This is a genomic window from Algoriphagus machipongonensis (assembly GCF_000166275.1).
Classification (GTDB): domain Bacteria; phylum Bacteroidota; class Bacteroidia; order Cytophagales; family Cyclobacteriaceae; genus Algoriphagus; species Algoriphagus machipongonensis.
The window spans coordinates 1,631,389-1,653,790 of sequence record NZ_CM001023.1 but is presented as its reverse complement, the minus strand read 5'-3'; the positions used below and the strand labels follow the sequence as shown (position 1 = coordinate 1,653,790).

20 protein-coding genes are annotated in these 22,402 nt (G+C 38.1%); 9 read left to right on the top strand and 11 right to left on the bottom strand.

The genetic code is table 11. From position 1 onward, the window contains the following. Nucleotides 1–106 precede the first annotated feature (106 nt). Nucleotides 107–2,035 carry an AAA domain-containing protein gene (locus ALPR1_RS07165; protein WP_008199546.1) on the bottom strand — a complete coding sequence of 643 codons (1,929 nt, stop codon included), beginning with the start codon at nt 2,033–2,035 and terminating at the stop codon, nt 107–109. A gap of 63 nt (nt 2,036–2,098) precedes the next feature. On the opposite strand from ALPR1_RS07165, the gene ALPR1_RS07160 reads away from it, so the two are divergent. Continuing rightward, on the top strand, nt 2,099–2,704 hold the full coding sequence (locus ALPR1_RS07160; protein ID WP_008199544.1) for an acyl carrier protein phosphodiesterase: 606 nt from the start codon (nt 2,099–2,101) through the stop codon (nt 2,702–2,704). Further along, nucleotides 2,691–3,149, top strand: coding sequence for a hypothetical protein (locus ALPR1_RS07155; protein WP_008199543.1), 459 nt, complete (start codon nt 2,691–2,693; stop codon nt 3,147–3,149). The genes ALPR1_RS07160 and ALPR1_RS07155 overlap by 14 nt, the downstream gene beginning before the upstream one ends. Before the next feature lie 21 nt (nt 3,150–3,170). Here the strand turns inward: ALPR1_RS07155 and ALPR1_RS07150 are convergent, their stop codons facing one another. From ALPR1_RS07150 to ALPR1_RS20520, 5 genes are all read right to left on the bottom strand, one after another. Further along, nucleotides 3,171–3,710 carry an inorganic diphosphatase gene (locus ALPR1_RS07150; RefSeq protein ID WP_008199542.1) on the bottom strand — a complete coding sequence of 180 codons (540 nt, stop codon included), beginning with the start codon at nt 3,708–3,710 and terminating at the stop codon, nt 3,171–3,173. 88 nt (nt 3,711–3,798) lie between these two features. Beyond that, nucleotides 3,799–4,884, bottom strand: coding sequence for a hybrid sensor histidine kinase/response regulator (locus ALPR1_RS07145; RefSeq protein WP_008199540.1), 1,086 nt, complete (start codon nt 4,882–4,884; stop codon nt 3,799–3,801). Next, nucleotides 4,877–6,988: a sensor histidine kinase gene (locus ALPR1_RS07140; protein WP_008199538.1), complete on the bottom strand. Its 2,112-nt coding sequence runs from the start codon at nt 6,986–6,988 to the stop codon at nt 4,877–4,879. Before ALPR1_RS07140 ends, ALPR1_RS07145 begins: the two co-directional genes overlap by 8 nt. Next, entirely contained in the window at nt 6,978–7,688 is a 711-nt protein-coding gene (locus ALPR1_RS07135; RefSeq protein ID WP_008199537.1) for a hypothetical protein, read from the bottom strand. The genes ALPR1_RS07140 and ALPR1_RS07135 overlap by 11 nt, the downstream gene beginning before the upstream one ends. A 1-nt stretch (nt 7,689) precedes the next feature. Further along, on the bottom strand, nt 7,690–9,957 hold the full coding sequence (locus tag ALPR1_RS20520) for an Rv1355c family protein (protein ID WP_008199536.1): 2,268 nt from the start codon (nt 9,955–9,957) through the stop codon (nt 7,690–7,692). Between the two features lie 206 nt (nt 9,958–10,163). Here ALPR1_RS20520 and ALPR1_RS07125 point away from each other — a divergent pair, with 206 nt between their 5' ends. Further along, complete coding sequence (locus tag ALPR1_RS07125) at nt 10,164–10,637, top strand: response regulator (protein WP_008199534.1); 474 nt, start codon at nt 10,164–10,166, stop codon at nt 10,635–10,637. Between the two features lie 3 nt (nt 10,638–10,640). On the opposite strand, the gene ALPR1_RS07120 is transcribed toward ALPR1_RS07125, so the two are convergent. Genes ALPR1_RS07120 through porX form a run of 3 tightly spaced genes read right to left on the bottom strand, consistent with a single transcriptional unit; the run spans nt 10,641 to nt 13,838 of the window. Then, nucleotides 10,641–11,852, bottom strand: a complete 1,212-nt coding sequence (locus ALPR1_RS07120) for an alanine dehydrogenase (protein WP_008199533.1) — start codon at nt 11,850–11,852, stop codon at nt 10,641–10,643. Continuing rightward, complete coding sequence (locus ALPR1_RS07115; RefSeq protein ID WP_008199530.1) at nt 11,842–12,273, bottom strand: bifunctional tRNA (adenosine(37)-N6)-threonylcarbamoyltransferase complex ATPase subunit type 1 TsaE/phosphotransferase; 432 nt, start codon at nt 12,271–12,273, stop codon at nt 11,842–11,844. Before ALPR1_RS07115 ends, ALPR1_RS07120 begins: the two co-directional genes overlap by 11 nt. A gap of 5 nt (nt 12,274–12,278) precedes the next feature. After that, nucleotides 12,279–13,838 carry a T9SS response regulator signal transducer PorX gene (porX, locus tag ALPR1_RS07110; RefSeq protein ID WP_040303325.1) on the bottom strand — a complete coding sequence of 520 codons (1,560 nt, stop codon included), beginning with the start codon at nt 13,836–13,838 and terminating at the stop codon, nt 12,279–12,281. A gap of 59 nt (nt 13,839–13,897) precedes the next feature. On the opposite strand from porX, the gene ALPR1_RS07105 reads away from it, so the two are divergent. From ALPR1_RS07105 to ALPR1_RS07080, 6 genes are read left to right on the top strand one after another with little or no spacing between them, the layout of a single operon-like run. Next, nucleotides 13,898–15,130 carry an HD domain-containing protein gene (locus tag ALPR1_RS07105; RefSeq protein ID WP_008199526.1) on the top strand — a complete coding sequence of 411 codons (1,233 nt, stop codon included), beginning with the start codon at nt 13,898–13,900 and terminating at the stop codon, nt 15,128–15,130. A gap of 16 nt (nt 15,131–15,146) precedes the next feature. Continuing rightward, nucleotides 15,147–16,169: a UDP-3-O-(3-hydroxymyristoyl)glucosamine N-acyltransferase gene (gene lpxD, locus ALPR1_RS07100; RefSeq protein WP_008199524.1), complete on the top strand. Its 1,023-nt coding sequence runs from the start codon at nt 15,147–15,149 to the stop codon at nt 16,167–16,169. A 39-nt stretch (nt 16,170–16,208) separates the two neighbouring features. Then, nucleotides 16,209–17,603: a bifunctional UDP-3-O-[3-hydroxymyristoyl] N-acetylglucosamine deacetylase/3-hydroxyacyl-ACP dehydratase gene (locus tag ALPR1_RS07095; protein ID WP_008199523.1), complete on the top strand. Its 1,395-nt coding sequence runs from the start codon at nt 16,209–16,211 to the stop codon at nt 17,601–17,603. Continuing rightward, nucleotides 17,600–18,379: an acyl-ACP--UDP-N-acetylglucosamine O-acyltransferase gene (lpxA, locus tag ALPR1_RS07090; protein ID WP_008199522.1), complete on the top strand. Its 780-nt coding sequence runs from the start codon at nt 17,600–17,602 to the stop codon at nt 18,377–18,379. Before ALPR1_RS07095 ends, lpxA begins: the two co-directional genes overlap by 4 nt. Nucleotides 18,380–18,381: 2 nt before the next feature. Beyond that, nucleotides 18,382–19,002, top strand: coding sequence for an ABC transporter ATP-binding protein (locus tag ALPR1_RS07085; protein ID WP_008199520.1), 621 nt, complete (start codon nt 18,382–18,384; stop codon nt 19,000–19,002). Between the two features lie 59 nt (nt 19,003–19,061). Continuing rightward, nucleotides 19,062–19,544, top strand: coding sequence for a hypothetical protein (locus ALPR1_RS07080; protein WP_008199519.1), 483 nt, complete (start codon nt 19,062–19,064; stop codon nt 19,542–19,544). Between the two features lie 45 nt (nt 19,545–19,589). On the opposite strand, the gene ALPR1_RS07075 is transcribed toward ALPR1_RS07080, so the two are convergent. Both ALPR1_RS07075 and ALPR1_RS07070 read right to left on the bottom strand, forming a co-directional pair. Beyond that, nucleotides 19,590–21,980, bottom strand: a complete 2,391-nt coding sequence (locus tag ALPR1_RS07075) for an endonuclease MutS2 (RefSeq protein ID WP_008199517.1) — start codon at nt 21,978–21,980, stop codon at nt 19,590–19,592. Next, nucleotides 21,980–22,339, bottom strand: a complete 360-nt coding sequence (locus ALPR1_RS07070; RefSeq protein ID WP_008199516.1) for a DUF4296 domain-containing protein — start codon at nt 22,337–22,339, stop codon at nt 21,980–21,982. Before ALPR1_RS07070 ends, ALPR1_RS07075 begins: the two co-directional genes overlap by 1 nt. Nucleotides 22,340–22,402: the final 63 nt, after the last annotated feature.

Below are 22,402 nucleotides of genomic sequence, written 5' to 3'. Positions count from 1 at the left end.
GGAATTTTAATCTTACATTTTTTAGTAGGTGTAGGATTTTTGATCTACAAGATCAGTGGAGGTAAAAATAAAATAAAGAAGGGAGAATGATATCCCCTTTGGCATGTCACCCCAAAAACTCCCAAACACTTCGATACCCATTATTCTTCTCAAAATACTGCAGTAATTGATCGAAAAATGGGTTTAGGGCAAGTGTGCTGCTATCTCCTACCAGCACCAATTTTCGCTTCGCCCGGGTCAAAGCGACGTTCATTCTCCGCTCATCTGCAAGAAAACCAATTTCACCTTTTTCATTGGATCGGGTCAAAGAAATCAACATCAGGTCCCGCTCCTGCCCCTGGAAACCATCCACCGTATCGATGGTAATCAAATCTGAAAAAGCTTTCAAATTGGGGTATTCAAATCCCTCAAAAATCAAAGATCTCAACAACCGAACTTGTGCTCCATAAGGGGCAATCAAACCAATGGTCCACCCTTCTTGCTTAAAATTCCCGATTCCAATTCGCACAATCATCTCATTTAAATAGCGACAGGCAAAAGCGGCCTCCTCCGGATTGCAGGTACTTAGACTTTCTGCTTCCTTTTGATCATTGTATCCAGCTCCGGCTGTATCTATCCATTCCAATTGTTGATCCTCTCCGGGAAAAGTATGCAATTTGGTATTTTCGGCAGCCTGAAGTTCTCCTTTGTAAAACTGTTCATTGGAGAATCCCATAATCACTTCTGGCATTCTATACTGCACTTGGAGCATTTGCGAAGCCTGAGATTTTCTAGCAATCACTTTTTCAAATAAAGTTTCAGCCAATCCTTCCTGAGCCGCCTGATAGGATTTGATCGTAGGAGGAAGCTGACAATGATCCCCTGCAAAAACTACCTTCTTAGCCTTCAAAATGGGAATCCAAGTAGCAGCTTCTAAACCTTGTGCCGCTTCATCGATGAAAACCACATCAAATTCCATCCCCTTCAAACTATAAGAGGAGGCTCCCACCAGTGTACTCGCAAACACCTTGGTCTTTTGAAAAATATCATATTGTATATATTCCTCCAGCGATTTTGAAGCTTCTCTGAGTCTGGAAACTTCCGCATACATCAATTTTCGCTGCGCTCTTTCCTCAGGCCCAAATTTCCGTTTGTATTGCTTTGCTAGCTTTAAATATTGATCGGTTTCTTTTCTAAGTTTTTTCAAGTCACGGTAGCTGGAATGAAATGCTGTTTTGGCATCCAAAGTCTGATTTAAGATCTTCTCCTCTACCCTAGCAGGATGACCGAGACGCAAGGTCTCAATCCCCTGATCGATCAGCTTTTCTACCAACAAATCCACAGCGGCATTACTGGGAGCAGATACCAAAATGGATTGACCAGCAGTCACTGCTTGCTCAATAGCTTCTATCAACGTGGTCGTTTTCCCCGTTCCCGGAGGACCATGCACCACCGCCACATCCTTGGCATTGGAGATGAGTTGGCATGCTTGATTTTGGGAGAAGTTAAGATTTGGGTTGCTTTTATATGGGGTATCATTAAACTGAGGGGCTTTTTCTCCTAAAAGCACATGCTTTAATTCCTCCACACGTTTATTTTCCTCAGACATCATCTTCTTCAATGCAAACTCCATCTCTCGATAACTTGCTTCATCAAAAAGCAAATCAACTCCAAGCCGCCCCCCTTCCATCCAATCAGGAATTTCATCTGCCTGCAAGGTAACTATCATGGTATTCTTCCTTACAAAATTGATCACCCCATTTACTCGGTGTTCTGCGCTTTGATAACTATCCTGTGTGGTAAAAAATGAAACTGACTTTCCAGAATTAAAAGCTGAAGACTGATTATCCTCATGTTTCTCCACCTCGACTATTAAGCGCTCCCCCATCCCAATCTTGCTCTTTTTTAGCTGAACAGGATGCCAGGTTATCCCTTCTTTTTTCTTATCTGCAATGGAGGTATTTAGAAATTTCTGTCGGTATTGAGCCAGATCCTCTTGCCATTCCGTCTTTAAAAGTTTTAGCCCTTTCTTAAATTCCTCGGTGATTTTATCCATCAATGTGTAATTTGGGATCGAAACTAATCAAAACCTTTCAGGTTTTCTATTACAAAAGCACGGATGAACTACCTGGCACATGCCTATCTTTCCTTCAGACAAGAAGAAGTTCTTTTAGGCAATTTCATTGGAGATTTTGTCAAAGGAAAAATGATGGCTCAATATCCAGATAAAATAAGGCATGGCATCCTATTGCACCGCGAGATAGACAAGTTTACAGATTCCCATCCTTTGGTTAGGGCAGGACAGACGTACCTAAGACCAAAATTCGGACATTACTCTACGGTCATAACTGACATTTTCTTTGATTATTTTTTGGGCAAAAACTGGAACCGATATTCCAATCAATCCTTGGAGGATTTTACCTTGGAAGTTTATGAACAGGTTTCAAAATACGAGGCCTATTTCCCTAATAGGTTTGGAAATCTTTTCTATTGGATGAAAAAGGATAATTGGCTTTTACATTATTCCACTATTAAGGGAATACAAAGTTCCCTCACGGGATTATCAAAAAGAACCAAGTTTGATTCAAAAATGGAGCAAGCACATTTAGCGCTTTTGGAAAAGGAAGAGGAATTTGAAATCATTTTCTTCGCTTTTTTCGAAGATTTAAAGACTTTTGCAAAGCAAAAACTAGAAGAGATACAACATCAAGATGATATTAATTAAACCAAAAATTTCTACTTACTTTTCCCTTGGGCTGGTAGTCCTGGCATTGCTTGCTGGGCTGGTCTTTATTTTAAGAGACTTTGCCTACAAAGGAAGTTTTGGGCTTTGGTTCTACTTAATTTCGGCTCCTTTGATCACATTGGTTCTATTAATGCTTTTGGTGAAATTATTAGCAGGGTACCGATTTATTGCAGCTGGCAACAATCAAATAGCAGTAAGGCTTCCCTTGAGAGGCTATGAAAAAACTTATCCTTTGAAAGATATTTTAGCTTGGGAAGAAGAAACCATCCTAGCAAACAAAAAGGAATTCAAACAGCTGACGATCGCTTTTTCGGATAAGCAGTCTATCTCCATCTCCAATCATGAGCATGAGTCCTATGGTAAATTCATCAGCTACCTTCAGAAAAAAGCCACCAAAAAACAGGTGAAAAACAAAAAAGCCTGAGATTGATCTCAGGCTCTACTTTTATCTTTTTGTTCGGAAATTTTGATCGTAGAGTTCCACACTCTCCTTAATGATCCTCATCGCATCTTCTTTGCCGAGGAAATCTTCCACTTTCACTTCTTTGTTCTCCAACTTCTTATAGTCCTCAAAGAATCTGTGAACTTCTTTCATTAAGTGCGGAGGAAGATCATCAATATCTTCAATATAATTTACAGACTGATCGCCTGCAGCTACCGCAATAATCTTATCATCTGCTTCACCACCGTCAACCATTCTCATTACTCCGATAACTTTTGCCTCAACTAGGCACATGGAAGGAATATCAATCTGAGAAATAATCAAGATATCTAATGGATCGTGATCTTCACAAAAGGTTTGTGGAATAAAACCATAATTTGCGGGGTAATGAACCGCTGAAAACAAAACTCTATCCAGATAGAGCATCCCTGTTTTCTTATCTAATTCGTACTTGCCTTTACTTCCTTTTGGAATTTCTATCACGCCCATGACCGTTTCAGGAGCATTTTTCCCAATATTGACGTCGTGCCAAGGATTAATCATATTTGTTTTGTTTGTTTCTAAAAAGTGAGATTTCCCTCAAATCAGCAGCAAAGATACGCTTTAGAAGTAAAATGACACCTTTTCTTTATTATTTCATACTAGGTAAGGTCACTGTAATGCAAGTTCCTTCATTTAGCGCTGATTTTAAATCTATTTTACCTCCCATTTGCTCCACGGCTTCTTTGACCATATAAAGCCCCAATCCTACCCCTACATTCTTTTGAGTAGCTCTTGTAAATAGGTTGAAGACTTCGGATTGAGAATTTTTATCAATTCCTATACCATTATCCTCCACGTTGATGATTGCCTCATTTTCCAACACGTCAATGCTCAAGGATATCCATTTTTGTCCTGGTCCATGCTTTTGAAACTGGACTGCATTGCTGAATAAATTATTTAAGATTACCCTAATCTTGGCATCATCCGAATAAAAAGTATGTCGTTGGTTGATTTGTAAATCTATTTTAAAATGGCTTAAATCAAATTTCGCCTGATATGATTCCATCTGCTGATCTATAGTCACCTGAAAATCAATCTCAGTCACTTTATGATCAATTTTAGTAGATCGATAAAAATCAAGCATCTTATAGATGTAATCATCTAGCTTGTTGGTAGAGGAATCTATCATTTCAAAATACTCCAGAATTCTCGCATCTTCCACTTCAAGCTTCGCCAATTTTGAAACTCCTGAAATACTCATCAGTGGGCCTCTCAATTCATGCGACAAACTGTAAACAAACTGATTCATTTCAGAGTGAAGTTTTTTCAGTCGGATATTCTTCTCCTTCAACTCCATTCTCATAAAATAGATATCAGCAGCATTTTTAATAGAGTTTTTAATCTGTTCAATATTCCAAGGCTTATCTATAAAACGATAGACTTCCCCTTTATTGATTGCATCAATAACCGAAGCAATATCTGAATATCCTGTTAACAGTATTCTGATGGGATCAGGATTGATTTCCACCATCTTTTCAAAGAACTCTGTCCCAGTCATACCGGGCATTCTTTGATCAGCAATTACCACATGAATTTCCTCTTCCTGGGCAATCCTCAAGCCTTCTTCTGCATCAATAGCAGTAAAAATTTTAAAGTCTTTTCTAAGTGTGGCTCTAAATGACTTTAGGTTATTATCCTCATCATCAATATAGAGTACATGGATTTTATCACTCATATTTTTGAGTACTTTGGTTTACAGGTAGGGTAATAATAAAAGTTGTACCCTCACCCTGAGTGGTTTTCACTTCTAGGGTCCCTTTGTGATTTTCAATAATAGAATAAACAATTGACAGGCCTAAACCAGTCCCTTTTCCAACAGCTTTCGTCGTAAAGAATGGTTCAAATATACGTTCTTTTACAGTATCAGGCATACCCGGCCCATTATCTTCAATTTCTACCGTAACGTAATCCACTTTAGATTTAGTTCGAATAGTTATATGCGGATCTTTAATTTCCTCCATATGGTCCGAAAGAGCATGAACGGCATTATTAATAATATTCATAAATACCTGGTTAATCTTACCCGCCAGGCATTCCACCATAGGAAGCTCATTAAACTCTCTGACAATCCTAATTTTACCCGGGATGGAGCTATTCAAAAGGATAATAGTACTGTTAATGCCATCATGCAAATCTACCTTTTTGACATCTTGCTCATCCACTCTGGAGAATAATCTAAGCCCTTTGACAATCTCTACTGTTCTACGGGCTCCATCTTCCATTCCCTTAAGCAATTGATCTACTTCATCCAATACATAATCCAACTCCAGATCTTCTTCCAGATCTTTTGCCTCCTTTTTGGACTCCTCTGTAAATTCCTTTAATCCCGTATTTCTGTAAAAATCAATCACCTCCATGATATCCTTAATATCTCTTTTAAGAGGCATAATATTAGAACTCACAAAATTGATTGGATTGTTTATTTCATGTGCAATACCCGCTGTCAATTGCCCTAAAGATGCCATCTTCTCCTGATTAACCAATTGGCTTTGCGTATTTTGCAGGTTGCGTAGTGCACTTTCCAACTCATCAGTCCTCATCTTCACCTTCTTTTCAAGAAGCGTATTTTGTTCTTTAACTAGGGTTTCATTTTCCTTCAAAACTTCCAATCTTTCCGCCTGCTCTCTCTCTTTTTCCTTTTTAAGGATGTTAATCCTATCTGCCAATGCAAATGAAAGAAGCACCACCTCCAAAGCTGAACCTAAAGGCATAATGTAAGCTGTGAAATTATTGGATGGAATTATACCCATTTCACTAAAAACAAAAAGGAAAATACCTACCATAAAAATGGACCAAGCCAACAAATAATATCTTGCTGGTCTGTACCCCTTTCTCAAAATCATCACTGCAACAGCCAATACAAATATTACTACAATAGACTGAGTGACTAAAAGCACCTGGTAGCTTATCGTAATAGAAAAGACGATGGCATTTAATAGTATAAACCCATAAACCAAAAAGATCACATTAAATCCTTTATCCAGTTTGGGGACGATACTCTTGGAGAGTAAAAATATTCTTAAGAACCAAATCCCAACAATACTTACCAAAGAAGAAAAAATCACTATAGACCGTTGATTCATCCAATCCCAATCGGGCCAAAGTAGGAACTGGGTAAATCCTAGAATGGAGGCTTGTGCAAACCAAACCAATAAGGTGTGCAAAACATATATAAAATAGATTTTGTCTTTTACGGAAAAGTATAAAAACAAATTATAAAAAAACAAGCCTATAAATATCCCTGTCAAAATCCCAAAAAGGATCTCCTCAAAATTCAGAATGTTTAATAAATCTTCTTTAGAGGATACAAAACCAGTGAATATTTTTTTATCTACATTTTGAATTCTAACCAAAAAATAGTCAGCTGTAATTTCCTCATTATTAATTTCAAATATGATTTTCTGAGAATCAACATCACGAGCTTCTATCCCTAAAAGGCGACCATTCTTTTGTTCTCTAATCACTTCTCCACCTTTGACTGAATAAAAATCGACTAGATCCAGTGAGGTGGAATTTAAAGTAAACGTTGGGTTTTCTATGTCGCTAAGTCCATTTAGCTCTAACTTTACCCACAGCACACTTTCATTAATTCCAAAATTGAAATTATTACAGTTGTTATATGTAAACGATTCTTCTTGAATTAATTCTTCAACCCCTACATCAGGGTCGGTCATTTTATAGGAGAAGCATTCTACTTTTTCAACATTCTCAAATTGTGCAAAGCCTTGAAATGTTGTTGCCAAAAACAATAGGCAAAAAACAAAAATCTTATACATCATCTCTCCAATTAATATTTTCAATCAAAAGGTCATAGTCTACTTCAAACTTACCTTTCGGACCTTCTTCTATTTTTTTGTATTGCACCTTTTCTCTAAGTTCAAAAATCCTTTCCCTTTCAGAGGCATCAGCAAGTGGTAATTTCTCTGGGTCCTTCATTACGATGGAAGTAGCTACTAAATCCAGTTTTGGGTAAAAGAAAGTACCTGAATTCCCTACACCAGTTTCAATTTCAAAACCTTTTTGAAGAGAAGGTTTTAAGGTATACTCCGCCACAAGCGCCAATAAAGAACCTAGTTTTAGTTGTGTGGCAATAGCGATACCAGCCCTGATCAGTAACACAGCTCCTATTCCATAACCAGAAATGGATTTGGAATTCCAAAGTCCGGATACTTCCCCTGTACCTTCTTTTGAATAATCTTTGACTAACTGAAAAATATTATGATCAACCTGAGAAACTGCTTGCTCCATAGGCAAAGGAAAGTCTGGATGAGCTATATGAATCCTCAAACCGCTGACTACTTCTGATGTTTCCTCATTCTCCACAGTCACCACATACACAAATGGGTTATTGACCCAATCATTGTTTGATGAGGTGACTTTGGTGACACCATATTGCTTAAGGACATCGGAGTGCCCCTGAACAAATTTTTGACACCTTTCCGGTTCATCTATCGCCCTAAATGCTTTAAAATGAAACATTTCAGACTTTGATTAAGGTTTCCGAATAATCTCTTCTATAAGCTCGCATACTTGGCTCTCCAGCTTTATTTACCCTAAACATAAATATCTCTTGCTGGTCATTATTTTTATTGAAAATCCTATTGAAGGACTCCTTCAGTTCTCTAATTTCTTTTTCTTCCACAGCAGTATAGCCATGGTCTTTTTCACCCAAAATTCTGTGAAATATAAATAACATTGCCGAGACGGGTTGAACACTTAACCCCATCATATTGGCTTTGATCCAAATTCTTTGCAAAACCGCACCCGCTTTTAGAATAGACACGGGATCATATTTTTTTGTTTTGATTAAGAAAATTCCAGTTGCCAAGTTAATAGTGTCTTTGGATATTTTCGTCAATCCATACCCCATCAAATACTTTCTGAAGAATTTAATAGTTCGAGGATCCCTTAGCAAGCCCATAGCTGCTTTTTCGGTTCCAGATAATTCTAAAGTCGCAATATCAATCCCATCTTTTGTTTTGAAAGCTTCCTCTTCAGTCCACCTCACCTCATTCACAAAATCCACTAAGCCTTGGTCATGAAAGAACCTCAATCGGTCCATTCCCCCTACAACTTTAGCCAATTGATCAAGATCATTTTCCTGTTCCGTCCATTCTAGAGATACCCCTTCTTCTTCGGAGACCTCGAGTAAGGAATCTAACTCTTCCTTTGAAATCTTATATCGTTTAGGATTTTTTCTATTCGTACATCTCAATGAAACACCTTCTACAAGCTCTTTAAACTTCACATCCAATGCCCCTGAATCCTTCGAAACGAAACGAATACTTGCTATACAATCATCTCCAAATTCTTGAATCTGATGAATCACTTCTATTTCAATTCCTAAGCGACCAGCACATAATCTTAAGTTCTCTATAGCGGCACCAAAAGCAATCAATGACCCGGTACCTTTATAATCCAACATGGAATGACTTCTTACCTTGTCATGAAAGAGGTGAAGAATTCCTTTTCTATCAAATACCCAAACCCAAGGCTGAATATTTCCTCCTGAAGGAGCCAAATTAGCCATACTCACCAACTCTTGAAGCTCATTTTCTGACAATTGATAGGCTGACTGAAGTACATTTTCAGGAACTTTAAAACTAAATTCCGAAAGTTCAGGAAAATCAGATGAAGGAATACCAATTTCTTCAGATTCCTTGAGTTGGAATAATTGATCAAAATCCACATAAAACCTCCCAGACTTCACATCTTCACCTAAAAGGAATTTTCTGGAGGCATGTGCCACAGAAGCACCTCCTAAAAAGACTCCTGATGCTAACTGGGGCCAACTCGTAATGGTTTGCCCAATTTCAAGCAATGAAACTTTCATACGGGGTGTTAAAGTCTCAAGTCCTGTGATTTTCAGTACAATGGATACCTTTTCAGTATTGGTCAGATTTTTTAATGTATTTACATCAACTCCTGAAAGCAGCCCATGAAACAACTCCCTCTCTGGGTCCAAATCAAATCTTTCTATATCCAACATGCCTTTGTCTGATGTTTCCATCATGACTGCCAGGCGATGCTTCTTGGCCCTATTTCTTAGTAATACTTTGATATCTAAGCTGTCACACTCATCTATAAGCAAATCTAATTTCCCTCCATCCAAAATAAAATCTTCAACGTTCTCCTCGGTAATTCCCTCGCGGAAGACTTTCACTTTTAGATAAGGGTCTATTTCAGCAATTTCTCTCGCTGCCAAAATCACCTTCTCCAAGCCTAAACTTACCACTCCAGCTTTCAGTCGATTCAAATTACTCAACTCAAGCGTATCAAAATCAGCAAGCCTTATTTCTCCATACCCCCTCTCCAAAGTCATGGCTAACGCCACACTTTGCCCTACAGATAGACCCACAACTCCCACTTTCTTCTTTCCAAGAATCTCTTGTTCAGACGGAGTTATTTTAAAATTATTTCGAAGAGTTCTTATTTTAACAAACTCATCTTCTGCGAGTAGGTGAACCAGAATATTTTTCCAGGGATAGTACACCCAGTTCCCATATTTAACTTTTTCTTTATCGGAGAAAAACTCTTTTACGAGAATATCTAACTCCCCAGAAGGAATCGTCCTATCTGGATTTTGAGATTTAATAAGATCTGAAACTTGGCTTTCTATTTGATCACTAACTATTGTAATATTGTCTTCAAAAAGACGACTTATTCTTAACCAGTCATCCTTTAATTGAGGGTTGAGCAATATAGGGAGGTACTGGTCATTTTGATCAGTAGAAATTTTAATTGACATTTGTGTAAACTGGGTGAATATCTCAGTAAAGATAATTTATTCCGTTTTATGTCAAATAGATAGCTTAACTATTTAAGACATAAACGTGAGGAATATTTAATTTAAGTCAAAAATAGATAAAATACAGTCTATTATTCTTTGTTTTTTAACAGGAAATAAGATTATTTGGCTATATAAATAACACCTATCATAGGATCAAGAAGTTTATGGAAACCGAAAGGGAAGAAAAAATAAAGATTTTGTATGTAGATGATGAAGAAAACAACCTTCATGCATTTAAGGCAACTTTCCGTCGGGATTATAAAATATTTTTGGCCGTTTCGGCCGTTGAAGGGCGAGAAATTCTGGAGAAAGAAAGTGTTGATCTGATTATTACAGATCAGAGGATGCCAGAAGAAACTGGTGTAGAATTTCTTGAAAGTATTATCCCAATTTACCCTCAACCTATACGACTTTTATTAACAGGTTATACTGATATACAAGCAGTTATTGATGCGATCAATAAGGGTCAGGTATATCATTACTTAACTAAACCTTGGGAAGAAGATTACTTAAGAACGGTAATAAAAAACGCTTTTGAGATATATACTTTAAGAAGAGAAAACGAAAAGCTTACAGATGCTTTACTGAAAGCTAATGAACAGTTAGAATTCCTTCTTCGTCAGAATTTACTTTCCTAAATTTTAATATCGGGCTGCTAGTAATAGCTGGAGTTCCTTGTGTGATAACCCAAATTTCCTACCCAAATACGCATTGGTCAGACTTCCTCTGTAGGTATAAACTCCTCGTAAAAACCATTTGTAATTAAATATCATCTCTTCTGGCCCACCTAAATCAGACATTTGAAGGATGATTGGAGTAAAGATATTGCTAAGGGAATAAGAAGCTGTTCTCGCAACTCTGGAGGCAATATTGGGAACGCAGTAATGTACAATGTCATGAATCTTATAAACCGGTTCATCATGAGAAGTCATTTTCGCGGTTTCAATGCAACCTCCCTCATCTATCCCTACATCAATGATCACACTGCCGTGCATCATATTGGCAACCATCTCCTCACTTACCACAATTTTATTTTTGCCTTTCTCAGCACGAAGCGCACCAATAACTACATCCGCTTCAGCCATAGCCTGACTCAAACTGAAATTATCAATCGTAGAAGTATAGATCTGCTGGCCCAATAAAAGCTTGATCCTTCTCAGTTTATAAATATGATTATCAAATACTTTAATATTGGCGCCTAAGCCTAAGGCGGTTCTAGCAGCATATTCTGCTACAGTACCAGCTCCTATAATTACCACTTGAGTTGGTGGAACTCCTGTCACTCCTCCCATAATCATCCCTTTGCCCTCATTTGCACTAGAAAGGTATTCTGCTGCAATTTGCATCACCGTACTTCCTGCAATTTCGGACATCGCTCTTACTACCGGCATTCCTCCTACCTTATCTTCTAAGTATTCAAACGCTACAGCGGTAATCTTTTTGGAATTTAATATTTCGATAAACTGCTTACTTTGCCTACCTATTTGAAGAGCAGAAATTAAACAGGCACTTTGACTCATGTGTTCTAGCTCCTCCAGGGAAGGGGCATCAATTTTCAACACAATCTCACAGGCCAAAGCCTCTTTCTTGGAATAAACGATCTTAGCTCCAGCATCAGAATAGTCCTGATCTGAAAAATTTGCTTGTGTACCGGCACCAGCCTCCAAAACCACCCGAAGACCATTATTGGATAAAATCCCAACTGCCTCGGGCGTAAGAACCACTCTTTTTTCCTGGCTAGAGATTTCTTTTGGAATCCCAATAGTGAGATTTCTTGACCCTTTCCTGACTTTTGAAGGGGATTCTTTAGGTATCAGACCTACTGCCGATAGTTCACTTAATTCAGCTGGCATTTCGGATGTGTTGAAGGGTGAGTTTTCTTTCTGTCCTTGACAAAATTTCTAGTTTGATGAGAAAATACTGATCTGGAAGGAATTCAGCAACTTTTTCTGCCCATTCTAGCCAACAATAATTTCCGCTATAAAAATACTCTTCTATTCCAATATCCAATGCTTCCGTGGGATCATCTAACCTATAAAAGTCAAAATGGTAAAAATCATCCCCCTTTTCATTGCTGTATTCATTGACAATTCCGAAGGTGGGGCTACTAATAGAATCAGTGATATTAAAGATGGATCCCAAAGCTTTTATCAAAGTGGTTTTGCCAGCACCCATTTCTCCTTGAAATATCCAAAATTTCTCATCCCCACATTCCTCCACTATTTTCTTGGCTGCTTCTAAAATGAGTGCTTTGTCGAATTTCAACTCAATCAAACGTATTACGATTTTGGTGACAACTGAACAATCGGTATGATCATTTCTTCCAAAGATACACCTCCATGTTGAAAAGTATCCTTATAGAAGTTGACATAATAGTTGTAATTATTCGGATAAGCGAAGAAATAGTCCTCTACAGCAAAAACATAGCTGGAAGAAACGTTGAGTCTTGGAAGTTTCGCATCTTCAGGCCTCTTGATTTCAAAGACTTTTCCTGCTTCAAAATTGAGGTTTTTCCCTTGTTTGTACCTCAAATTTGTGGTTACATTTTTATCACCTATGATTCGATAAGGTTTGTTTACTCGCTTCGTCCCATGATCAGTAGTCACGATCACTTCTGCTCCAGCATGATGAATTTTCTTAAACAACTCAAATAAAGAAGAGTGTTCAAACCAGCTTTTGGTTAAAGACCTGTAAGCAGATTCATCCGGCGCCAATTCGCGGATCATTTTCATGTCTGTTCGCGCATGAGACATCATATCCACAAAATTATACACCAATACGTTTAAGTCATTTTGCATGAGCTGATGAAATTGATCCACCGCATTTTTCCCTTGCTGCGTTTGTAGGATTTTTTGATAAGATGCTTTTATATTCATCCTATTCTTATCCAGATTGATCTTTAGCCAATCTTCCTCAAAATTATTTTTCCCTTCATCAGAATCCTCATCCTCCCATAATTTTGGGTAAAACCGTGCCATATCCATAGGCATCATCCCACTAAAAAGTGCATTTCTGGCAAATGCGGTAGTGGTAGGCAAAATACTATAGTAGGTATCCTTGTTTTCAACATTAAAATAAGGAGCTAAAATCGGCTCAATATCTTCCCATTGATCCAAACGCAAATTATCGATGACAATTAAAAACAAAGGTTTTCCTGACTGTACTTTCGGAAACACTTTCTGTTTTAATACTTGATGGGAAAGAAGTGGCTTTTCCTTATTTTTTTCCTCCATCCAGTCTATATAATTGTCTTTTACAAATCTGGCAAAAGAAGAATTGGCTTCAATTTTTTGAGTTTCTAGCACTTCTATCATGCTTTTATTCTCCGTGGCATCAATCTGCATCTCCCAATAAATCAACTTCTTATAGATATCAGTCCAGTCTTGATGATCTTGAGCATCCCCAAAGGCCATGCTTATCTTCATAAACTCTTGCTGATAGTTAAGGGTTGTTTTCTCGTCTATCAGTTGCTTATTTTGCAACAACTTCTTTACAGAAAGCAAAATCTGATTTGGGTTGAGAGGTTTGATTAAATAATCTGCAATCTTCCCTCCGATGGCATCATTCATTATATGCTCCTCTTCAGACTTTGTGATCATGACCACGGGAATCTGGGGCTTGATCAGTTTTATTTGTTGTAAAGTTTCCAGCCCTGTCATCCCAGGCATCATTTCATCTAAAAAAATAACATCAAAATTATGGGCTTCCACTTCCTCAATAGCATCTACACCAGAATTTGCAGTAGTTATTTCATAACCTTTCTGTTCTAGAAATAGAATATGTGGTTTGAGTAGATCGATTTCATCGTCTGCCCATAGTATATTGAACTTTTGAGACATTTTCGTTTCCGTTTCTTTTAAAATTATAATTACTTTTGAGTCAATCAAATTCGGCCTCATTGAAAAGCCAAAAGATATTAAACGACCCCGTTTACGGATTTATCACAATCCCAAGCGAGTTGATTTTTACCATCATTGATCATCCTTATTTCCAGAGGTTACGCAGAATAAAACAGCTGGGTTTGACAGACTTCGTCTACCCGGGTGCTTTACACACTCGCTTTCACCATGCCATTGGAGCGATGCATCTGATGAGCATAACGCTGGATAATCTACGCAATAAAGGAACAGAAATAAGCAACCAAGAGTATGAATCTGCACTGATAGCCATTCTTTTACATGATATAGGACATGGGCCTTTTTCGCATGCTTTGGAATACAGTCTTTTAAAAAGCATCCCTCATGAGCAATTATCCCTGCTTATTATTGAGCTTTTCAACAAAGAATTAGATGGTAAATTAGATTTAGTTTTAAGAATATTTAAGAATACTTACGAAAGAAAGTTCTTTCATCAACTTGTTTCCAGCCAACTTGACATTGACAGACTAGACTACCTTCAGCGAGATTGCTTCTTCACTGGAGTATCTGAAGGAACAATTGGCGCCGACCGAATCATCAAGATGATGGATGTAAAGAATGACCAAGTGGTTATTGAAGAGAAAGGGATTTATTCCATTGAAAATTTTCTAAGCGCCAGAAGGCTGATGTATTGGCAAGTTTATTTGCACAAGACCACTGTCAGTGCAGAAAAAATGCTAATTAATCTCATCCAGAGAGCAAAGATGCTCCGACAAGCTGGACAGTCATTTACGATCACAGATGAATTTGACTATTTCCTTCAAAACGATCATACACTTGAAGACTTTCGCCAAAATCCGGAAATTTTGAAAAAATTCCTTGAAATGGATGATCTTGATATTTGGGGAGCTGTCAAACTTTGGAAGCGCCAACCGGATTATGTGCTTCGGAATATTTCCAATATGTTTTTGACGCGGGATTTATTCAAAATCACATTGACAAATGACCAAGCAAGTCAAGAAGAAATAAAGGAAATGGAAACCAAAACCATTCATAAATTAAACATTCCCGAAGAGGATATCACCTATTTCTTTTCTCATGGCACCGTAAGCAATTATGGTTATTTGGCTAAAGAAAGAATCAACATCCTCACAAAAAAAGGAAAGGTTATTGATGTTGCTCAAGCTGCTGATTTACCAAATATCAAGGTTATGAGCAAAATTGTAGAGAAACATTATATATGTAAAGCCAAAAGCTTAAATTCAAACTTCTAATTCATCAAGCCAGCATATGGAATTTACTTTGGGTCAAGTCGCCGCAATCCTTCAGGGGAAAGTAGAAGGAGATGAAACACAAAAAGTTTTTAGACTAGATAAGATTCAAGAAGGGAAAGACGGTGGAATCAGCTTCTTATCGAATGAGAAATACCAATCGTATTTATATGAAACCGAAGCAACTGCGGTTATCGTCTCTGAAGGCTTTAAACCCAGTAAAGCTTTCAAAACTACCCTGATCAGGGTAAAAGACGCATATACTGGCTTCACTCAGCTATTGGAAGCCTACAGTCAGTTTACCAAGGCAAGCATTATGGGAGTCCAAGAACCCTCTTTTATGGACACCAGCAGTTCAATGGGCGAAAATGGTTTTCGAGGTGTTTTCTCTCACATTGGAAAAGACTGTAAGATTGGAGACGGAGTAAAAATTCACTCCCAGGTTTTTATTGGGGACCGAGTTAAAATAGGAAACAATACTATCATTCACCCTGGAGCAAAAATTTGCTCCGACACCATTATTGGAAATAATTGCGAGATTCATCCTGGCGCTGCAATTGGTGCAGATGGCTTTGGGTTTGCACCGCAAGAAGACCAAACTTATAAAGCAATCCCTCAAATAGGGAACGTTATTATTGAAGACAATGTAAACATAGGTACCAATACAACGATTGATTGTGCCACCATGGGATCGACGATAATAAAGAAAGGAGCTAAAATTGACAATTTGGTGCAAATTGCCCATAATGTCATCATTGGTGAAAATACAGTTATTGCTTCTCAATCAGGCATTTCCGGTTCCACAGAAATCGGAAAAAATTGTGTTATTGCAGGTCAAGTCGGTATTATTGGGCATTTAAAAATCGCCGATAATACAACCATAGGTGCAAAAACCGGCGTGATCAAATCTATTAAAAAAGCGGGTGACACAGTTTTTGGTTATATAGGAATGGACATGAAAGGATTCTTAAAATCATACTCAATTTTTAAAAATCTTGATGTCTTGGAAAACCGTTTAAGAGAACTAGAAAAAAAGCCGTAAATTTGCACCCTTAATCATCCTGAAAGTCTAAAATATCAGATGAAGGTAAAACAACATACCATCAAGAAACAGGTGGAGCTAGCAGGCGTAGGACTACACACTGGAGTAATCTCCAATATGACATTCTTACCCGCACCACCCAACCACGGAATCAAATTTCAAAGAATTGATTTAGAAGGTCGCCCTACAGTAGATGCAGATTGCGACCTTGTTGTTGATGTTTCCAGAGGAACCACCCTAGAGCAAAATGGCGCTAGAGTATATACTGTTGAGCATGTATTAGCAGCATTAGTGGGACTGGAAATTGACAACGTTCTTATTCAGCTTGATGGACCAGAGCCTCCAATTATGGATGGATCCTCTATCCAATTCATAGAAGTATTGGAAGATGCTGGTGTTGAAGAGCAAAATGCACTTAGAAGGTTTTTTGAAGTTGAAGAAAGTATTCAATATAAAGATCCGTCCCGCGAAGTGGAGATGGTGGCCTTACCCACTGACAATTATAGAGTAACTGTCATGGTGGATTATAATTCGCCGGTATTGGGAAGTCAGCATGCTTCAATCACAGATATCAGTCAATTTAAGCAAGAGATTGCATCTTGCCGAACTTTCTGCTTTTTACATGAGTTGGAAATGCTTTACAATTCCAACCTAATAAAGGGAGGGGACTTAAATAATGCCATTGTGGTGGTAGATCGCGTGGTAGAGGAGAAAGAGTTAGTACACCTTGCAAAAATGTTTAACAAGCAGAAGGTAGAGGTGAAGAAGGAAGGTATCTTAAACAATGTTGACTTAAGATATAGAAATGAACCTGCTAGACATAAATTACTTGATGTAGTAGGAGATTTAGCGCTCGTAGGGCGGCCTTTAAAAGCTCAAATCCTCGCTGCTAGACCTGGTCACGCTGCCAATGTAGCATTTGCGAAAAAATTAAAAAGAGCTATGGAAAAATCAGGCTCTAACCATATACCTCACTACGATCCTAAGTTGCCTCCAGTAATGGACATCAACCAGATCAGTAATATCCTACCTCATAGGTATCCTTTTCAGTTATTGGATAAAATCATCTATCTTGATGAGACAGTGGTAGCAGGGGTAAAAAACGTAACAATCAACGAGCCATTTTTCATGGGACACTTTCCCGGCAATCCAGTAATGCCAGGGGTAATTCAGGTAGAAGCCATGGCTCAAACAGGGGGAATCCTTGTGTTAAGCACAGTAGATGATCCTGAAAATTACTGGACATATTTCTTAGGAATAGAAAGCTGTAAATTCAGAAAAATGGTTCTTCCGGGAGATACTCTTATTTTTAAATGCGAACTTTTGGCTCCAATCAGACGAGGCATTGCTAAAATGCGAGGAGAGGCTTATGTAGGAAACACATTAGTCTGTGAAGCAGTTATGACAGCCAGCATAACCCGAAAAGAATCATGATCAGCCCAATGGCACATGTAGACCCAAAAGCAAAATTGGGCAAAAATGTACAAGTGGACCCTTTCACGATGATCCATGAAAATGTTGTAATAGGAGACAATACTTGGATTGGTCCAAATGTGACAATTTTTCCTGGAGCAAAAATCGGAAAAAACTGTAAGATTTTTCCGGGATCAGTCATCGCTGGAATCCCTCAGGATTTAAAATTTCAAGGTGAAGACTCCACAGTAATCATTGGTGATAACACCACGATTCGTGAGTGTGTAACCATTAGTAGAGGTACTGTTGATAAACAAACCACTGTCATCGGCAGTCACTGCTTATTGATGGCTTATGTGCACGTAGCCCACGATTGTGTGATCGGTAGTCATGTAATCATTGCAAACACCGTTCAGATAGCAGGACACGTCTCCATTGATGACTGGGCGATTATTGGCGGTTCTTCTGCCATACACCAGTTTGTAAAAATAGGAATGCACTCCATGATCTCTGGTGGCTCATTAGTACGAAAAGATGTCCCTCCTTTCACGAAGGCGGCAAGAGAACCATTGGCTTATGCCGGTGTCAATTCATTAGGTCTCAGAAGAAGAGGGTTTTCCAGTGAGTCTATTGCGCATATTCAGGAAGTTTATAGATACCTATTTCTAAATAGCATGAACAATAGTCGGGCTTTAGAAGAAATAGAAATCAATCTTCCGGCTACCAAAGAGAGGGATGAAATTCTAAACTTTATCAGATCCTCCGAAAGAGGTGTCATGAAAGGATATATCCATTGAGCATGCTGAAAATCCAAGTGGAAGAAGCAAGCAAACGCTTCCAATATGAATGGATTTTTAAAAACCTGAATTTAAATTTGAAATCAGGGGATGCGATAGCCATCACAGGTGGAAATGGATCCGGAAAATCCACTTTACTAAAATGCCTGAGTGGCTCTATTCCATTAAGTTCCGGCAATATTACGTACCAAACACAAAATCAACCAGTTGCTGACAGCGACTGGTTTTATCACTTAACAGTTTCTGCTCCTTATATGGAGCTCCCCGAGGAATTCACTTTAAAAGAACTTTTAGAATTCCATTTTAAATTTAAAACTCCTCTTCCGGGGCTTTCTATTGATAAAATTATAGAAACCTTATACTTAGAATCTCATGCTAATAAGCCTATAGCACAGTTTTCCTCTGGCATGAAACAACGTGTAAAATTAGGAGTTGCTTTATTTTCAGATGTGCCTTTAGTTTTCCTTGATGAACCCACATCCAATTTAGATGTCAAGGGAGTAAATTGGTATCAAGAGCTCGTGGAGCAATACAAGAAGGACCGAATAATAATTGTTTGCTCAAATGATTCGAGAGAATATGAATATTGCACCCAAAAATTAAATCTTGAGGACTATAAGTAGGCAAAAGGTTTCCCAATACTTGTGTATATTTAATCTCAATTGATGCAATTAGTTTTTATATGAAATCTTCAAAACTACCTGTTTTTGCTATATTCTTTTCTTTGATTTTGCTCCAAAGTTGCTGGAATGACAGTCCAGAACCAGATCAGAAAACTCCGGAAGAAATAGCTTTGGAAGAATTAAGTGGAGAAGGCTCATTGACTTGGGAGATCTCTGGAGGTGGAACGGTAAAAAGAGACGGGACAGCTGTTACAGACATCTATCAAAATTTTGAGCTAACATTAAATTCCAGTGGTTCGAAATCCTATAGTAGCAAAAACAGCAATGAGCTTTTTGATGCTGCAGGAAACTGGACTTTTGAAGGGGATAATTTTGATAAAATCATGCTTTCTGGCAGTAAGCCTGCCGCAGAAAGAGAAATGTCTTTCACCAGAACAGGTGATAATTTAAAATTGATATTTACTATTTCGGTACCTGGGGCAAGACAAAACGGCACCTCCGCAGTTGCTGGAGCCTATGAATTTGACTTGGTCAAGAAATAATAAGCTAGTAGGATAAAAACAATAAAAGGGAGCAAATGCTCCCTTTTATTGTTTTAATGTAATTAGGGTTACTCCTGCTCCTCCACGATCAGCATGTTCGTCTTCCATTTTTCCTACTTGAGGCATAGTCCTGAGTAAGTTTCTTGTGATTTCTCGAAGGATCCCATCTCCTTTGCCATGCACTACTCGAAGATCTTTTACCCCTAGCATATATCCCTCATCTACAAAAGTTTGAATGATAGAAAGCACTTCTTCTCCTCTTTTCCCTCTCAGATCTAAATTGGGCGAAAAATCCATCATCTTTTGATTCGAGTTGAAGTTCCCTCCTTTCACCACGGATTTCAATTCTTTTTTCTTTTGGGTTTGAGAGATTTTTTCAAGTCTTGAAAGTTTGACTTTTGACTTCAACTCACCAATAGAAATTTCAACTTCCTTATTTTTAATTTCAAGCACCTGCGCAACAGCACCATTATCTTTTAATCTTACCCAGTCTCCAGTTTGGATTTTTCCACCGACAACTACCACTTCCGGATCTTTGACAGCAAGCTTTTCAGGCTTCACCACTTGTTTAAACTCATCCAAATCCTTCCTAAGCTGCTTGGTAACTTCCTTCTCAGCCTTCCCCTCTTTAATCTCTCTGATTGTTGCTTCGATCTTTTTATTTGCCTGATCTAAAAGGGATTTTGCTTCTTGCTTAGCTTCCTGAATGTAGCGTTTCTTAGTTTGCTCTAAAGTTTCCTTCAGGTCATTGTATTCTCTCAAACGGGTTTTGAGTAAAATCTCCTTTGACTTTGCCTCTGCCAATAAAGTTGAATATTGATTTTTCTCATTCTCCAATTGCGTTAGCAAACGATCGTACCGAACTCTCTCTTCACCAATATGGTCTTTTGCATACTGCAGGATCTCTTTGGAGATGCCTATTTTTGAGGCTATTTCCAAGGCAAAAGAAGAACCTGGCTTACCAATTTCAAGTTGATATAATGGCTCTAGCTTGTCCACATCATAACGCATGGCTCCATTTACCAAGCCTTGATTTTTATTGGCAATTTGCTTTAAATTTCCATAGTGAGTGGTAACAATCCCAAATGCTCCGGCTTTATTCAAATCTAACAGGATAGATTCCGCAATGGCACCCCCAAATTGCGGCTCAGTTCCCGTACCGAATTCATCTATGAAAAGAATGGTTTTCTTATTAGCGAACTGAGAAAAATTCTTCATGCTCATCAAATGCGAGCTGTAGGTACTGAGGTCATTTTCTAGGTTTTGCTCATCTCCAATATCAATGAAAAAATTATCGAAAAGAGAGCTTTTAGAATCCGGATGGACAGGAATTAAAAGTCCGCATTGTAGCATATATTGAAGCAAGGCTACGGTTTTTAATGTAACCGACTTACCACCTGCATTGGGTCCAGAGATTACTAAAAGTCGTTCTTGCCCTATCAGCTTGACATCCAAAGGCACTATTTTTTTCCCTTGAGCCTTTAAGGCCATTTCCAAAATTGGATGGCGGGCCTTAGTCCATATGAGTTGCCTTTCTTTGGTTATTACGGGCTTAACGCTTTCTGTTTTTTGGGCAAACTTAGCCTTAGCTCGAATAAAGTCCATCAAACCCAAATAGTTTGTGGCCTTTCTTAAAGTAGGAATAGCAGGCCTTAGTTTATTGGTGAGTTCTGTGAGTATTTTTATTATCTCACGTCGCTCCATGTATTCTAAATCCCGAATCTCATTGTTGATATCCAGCGCTTCCTCAGGCTCCATAAAAACTGTTTGGCCTGTTGCGGATTCATCATGAATAAAACCACGGAGTTTTCTCTTATTTTCAGCTGCAATCGGAATCACCATTCTACCTCCCCTAATCGTCATCCCAGTGTCCTCAGGAGTCAAACCTTTTGCTCTGGCTTCCCGAAAAATTCTTTCCATGACTTTCCTGAGTCGGCCCTCTTCATAGATGATTTGGTTTCGAATCAATTGAAGGTCCTTGCTGGCATTACTTCTTATTTTACCTTTCTCATCTACTACTTGCTCGATACTTTTCAGTAAACCTAAATCCAAGTCCAAAAGCATCCCTAGCAATTGACTTAAAGCAGGGTATTCTTCTCCAAACTTTTGAAAGAAAGCAACACATCCTTTCAAAGTCTGCAAGGACAATTTTATTTCATGAAAATCTTCTTCATCTAGATAAGCTCCTTCCAACTTCGCTTTCTCTAAATACGGATGTAGGTTTGTAAAATTAGAGGAGGGAAAAACCTCTCCTGAAATCAGAATATTAAAAAACTCTTCTGTTTGATCCAGAAGTTTGGTTACCAATCTGGGGTCCGATGAAAAGGAAATTTTATCTACAAAGCTTCTTCCCAAGGCAGAGGTACATTCTTCCTTAAGCAGTTCTTTTACTTTAATAAAATTTATTTTATGATCTAAATTGGTTGGATATTGCATTAGAAAATTTCTCCTGGATCTTTTTTGATTCCTTCTGTTTCTTTTGACGCCAATGAGTCAAGGACTCGTTCATACATTTCATCCATCACTTTTGGGTACTGTAAGTAATATCTGAGGCTATTAGTGAAAACAGAATCTTCTACTTGGTGTTTTTCAAAGAGTTCTTTTTCCATTAAAGTATAAAGCACCTCTGAAGAATCGAATGAGATAGGCAGGGCACTGGCAATCCCTTCTGTCAAGTGTATATCTACCAGGACATTAACCATTTTATCCTCACTAAGGAGTCCTTCTGGTTTATTATTCTTACTGCATCCGAAGAGCAAAAGAATACTTAAGCAAACTAGCATTATTCGTTTCACAACTCAAAATTATGGTTTTTTAACGGATATTTCCTTCTCCCTTTATATAACTCAGATTTTATA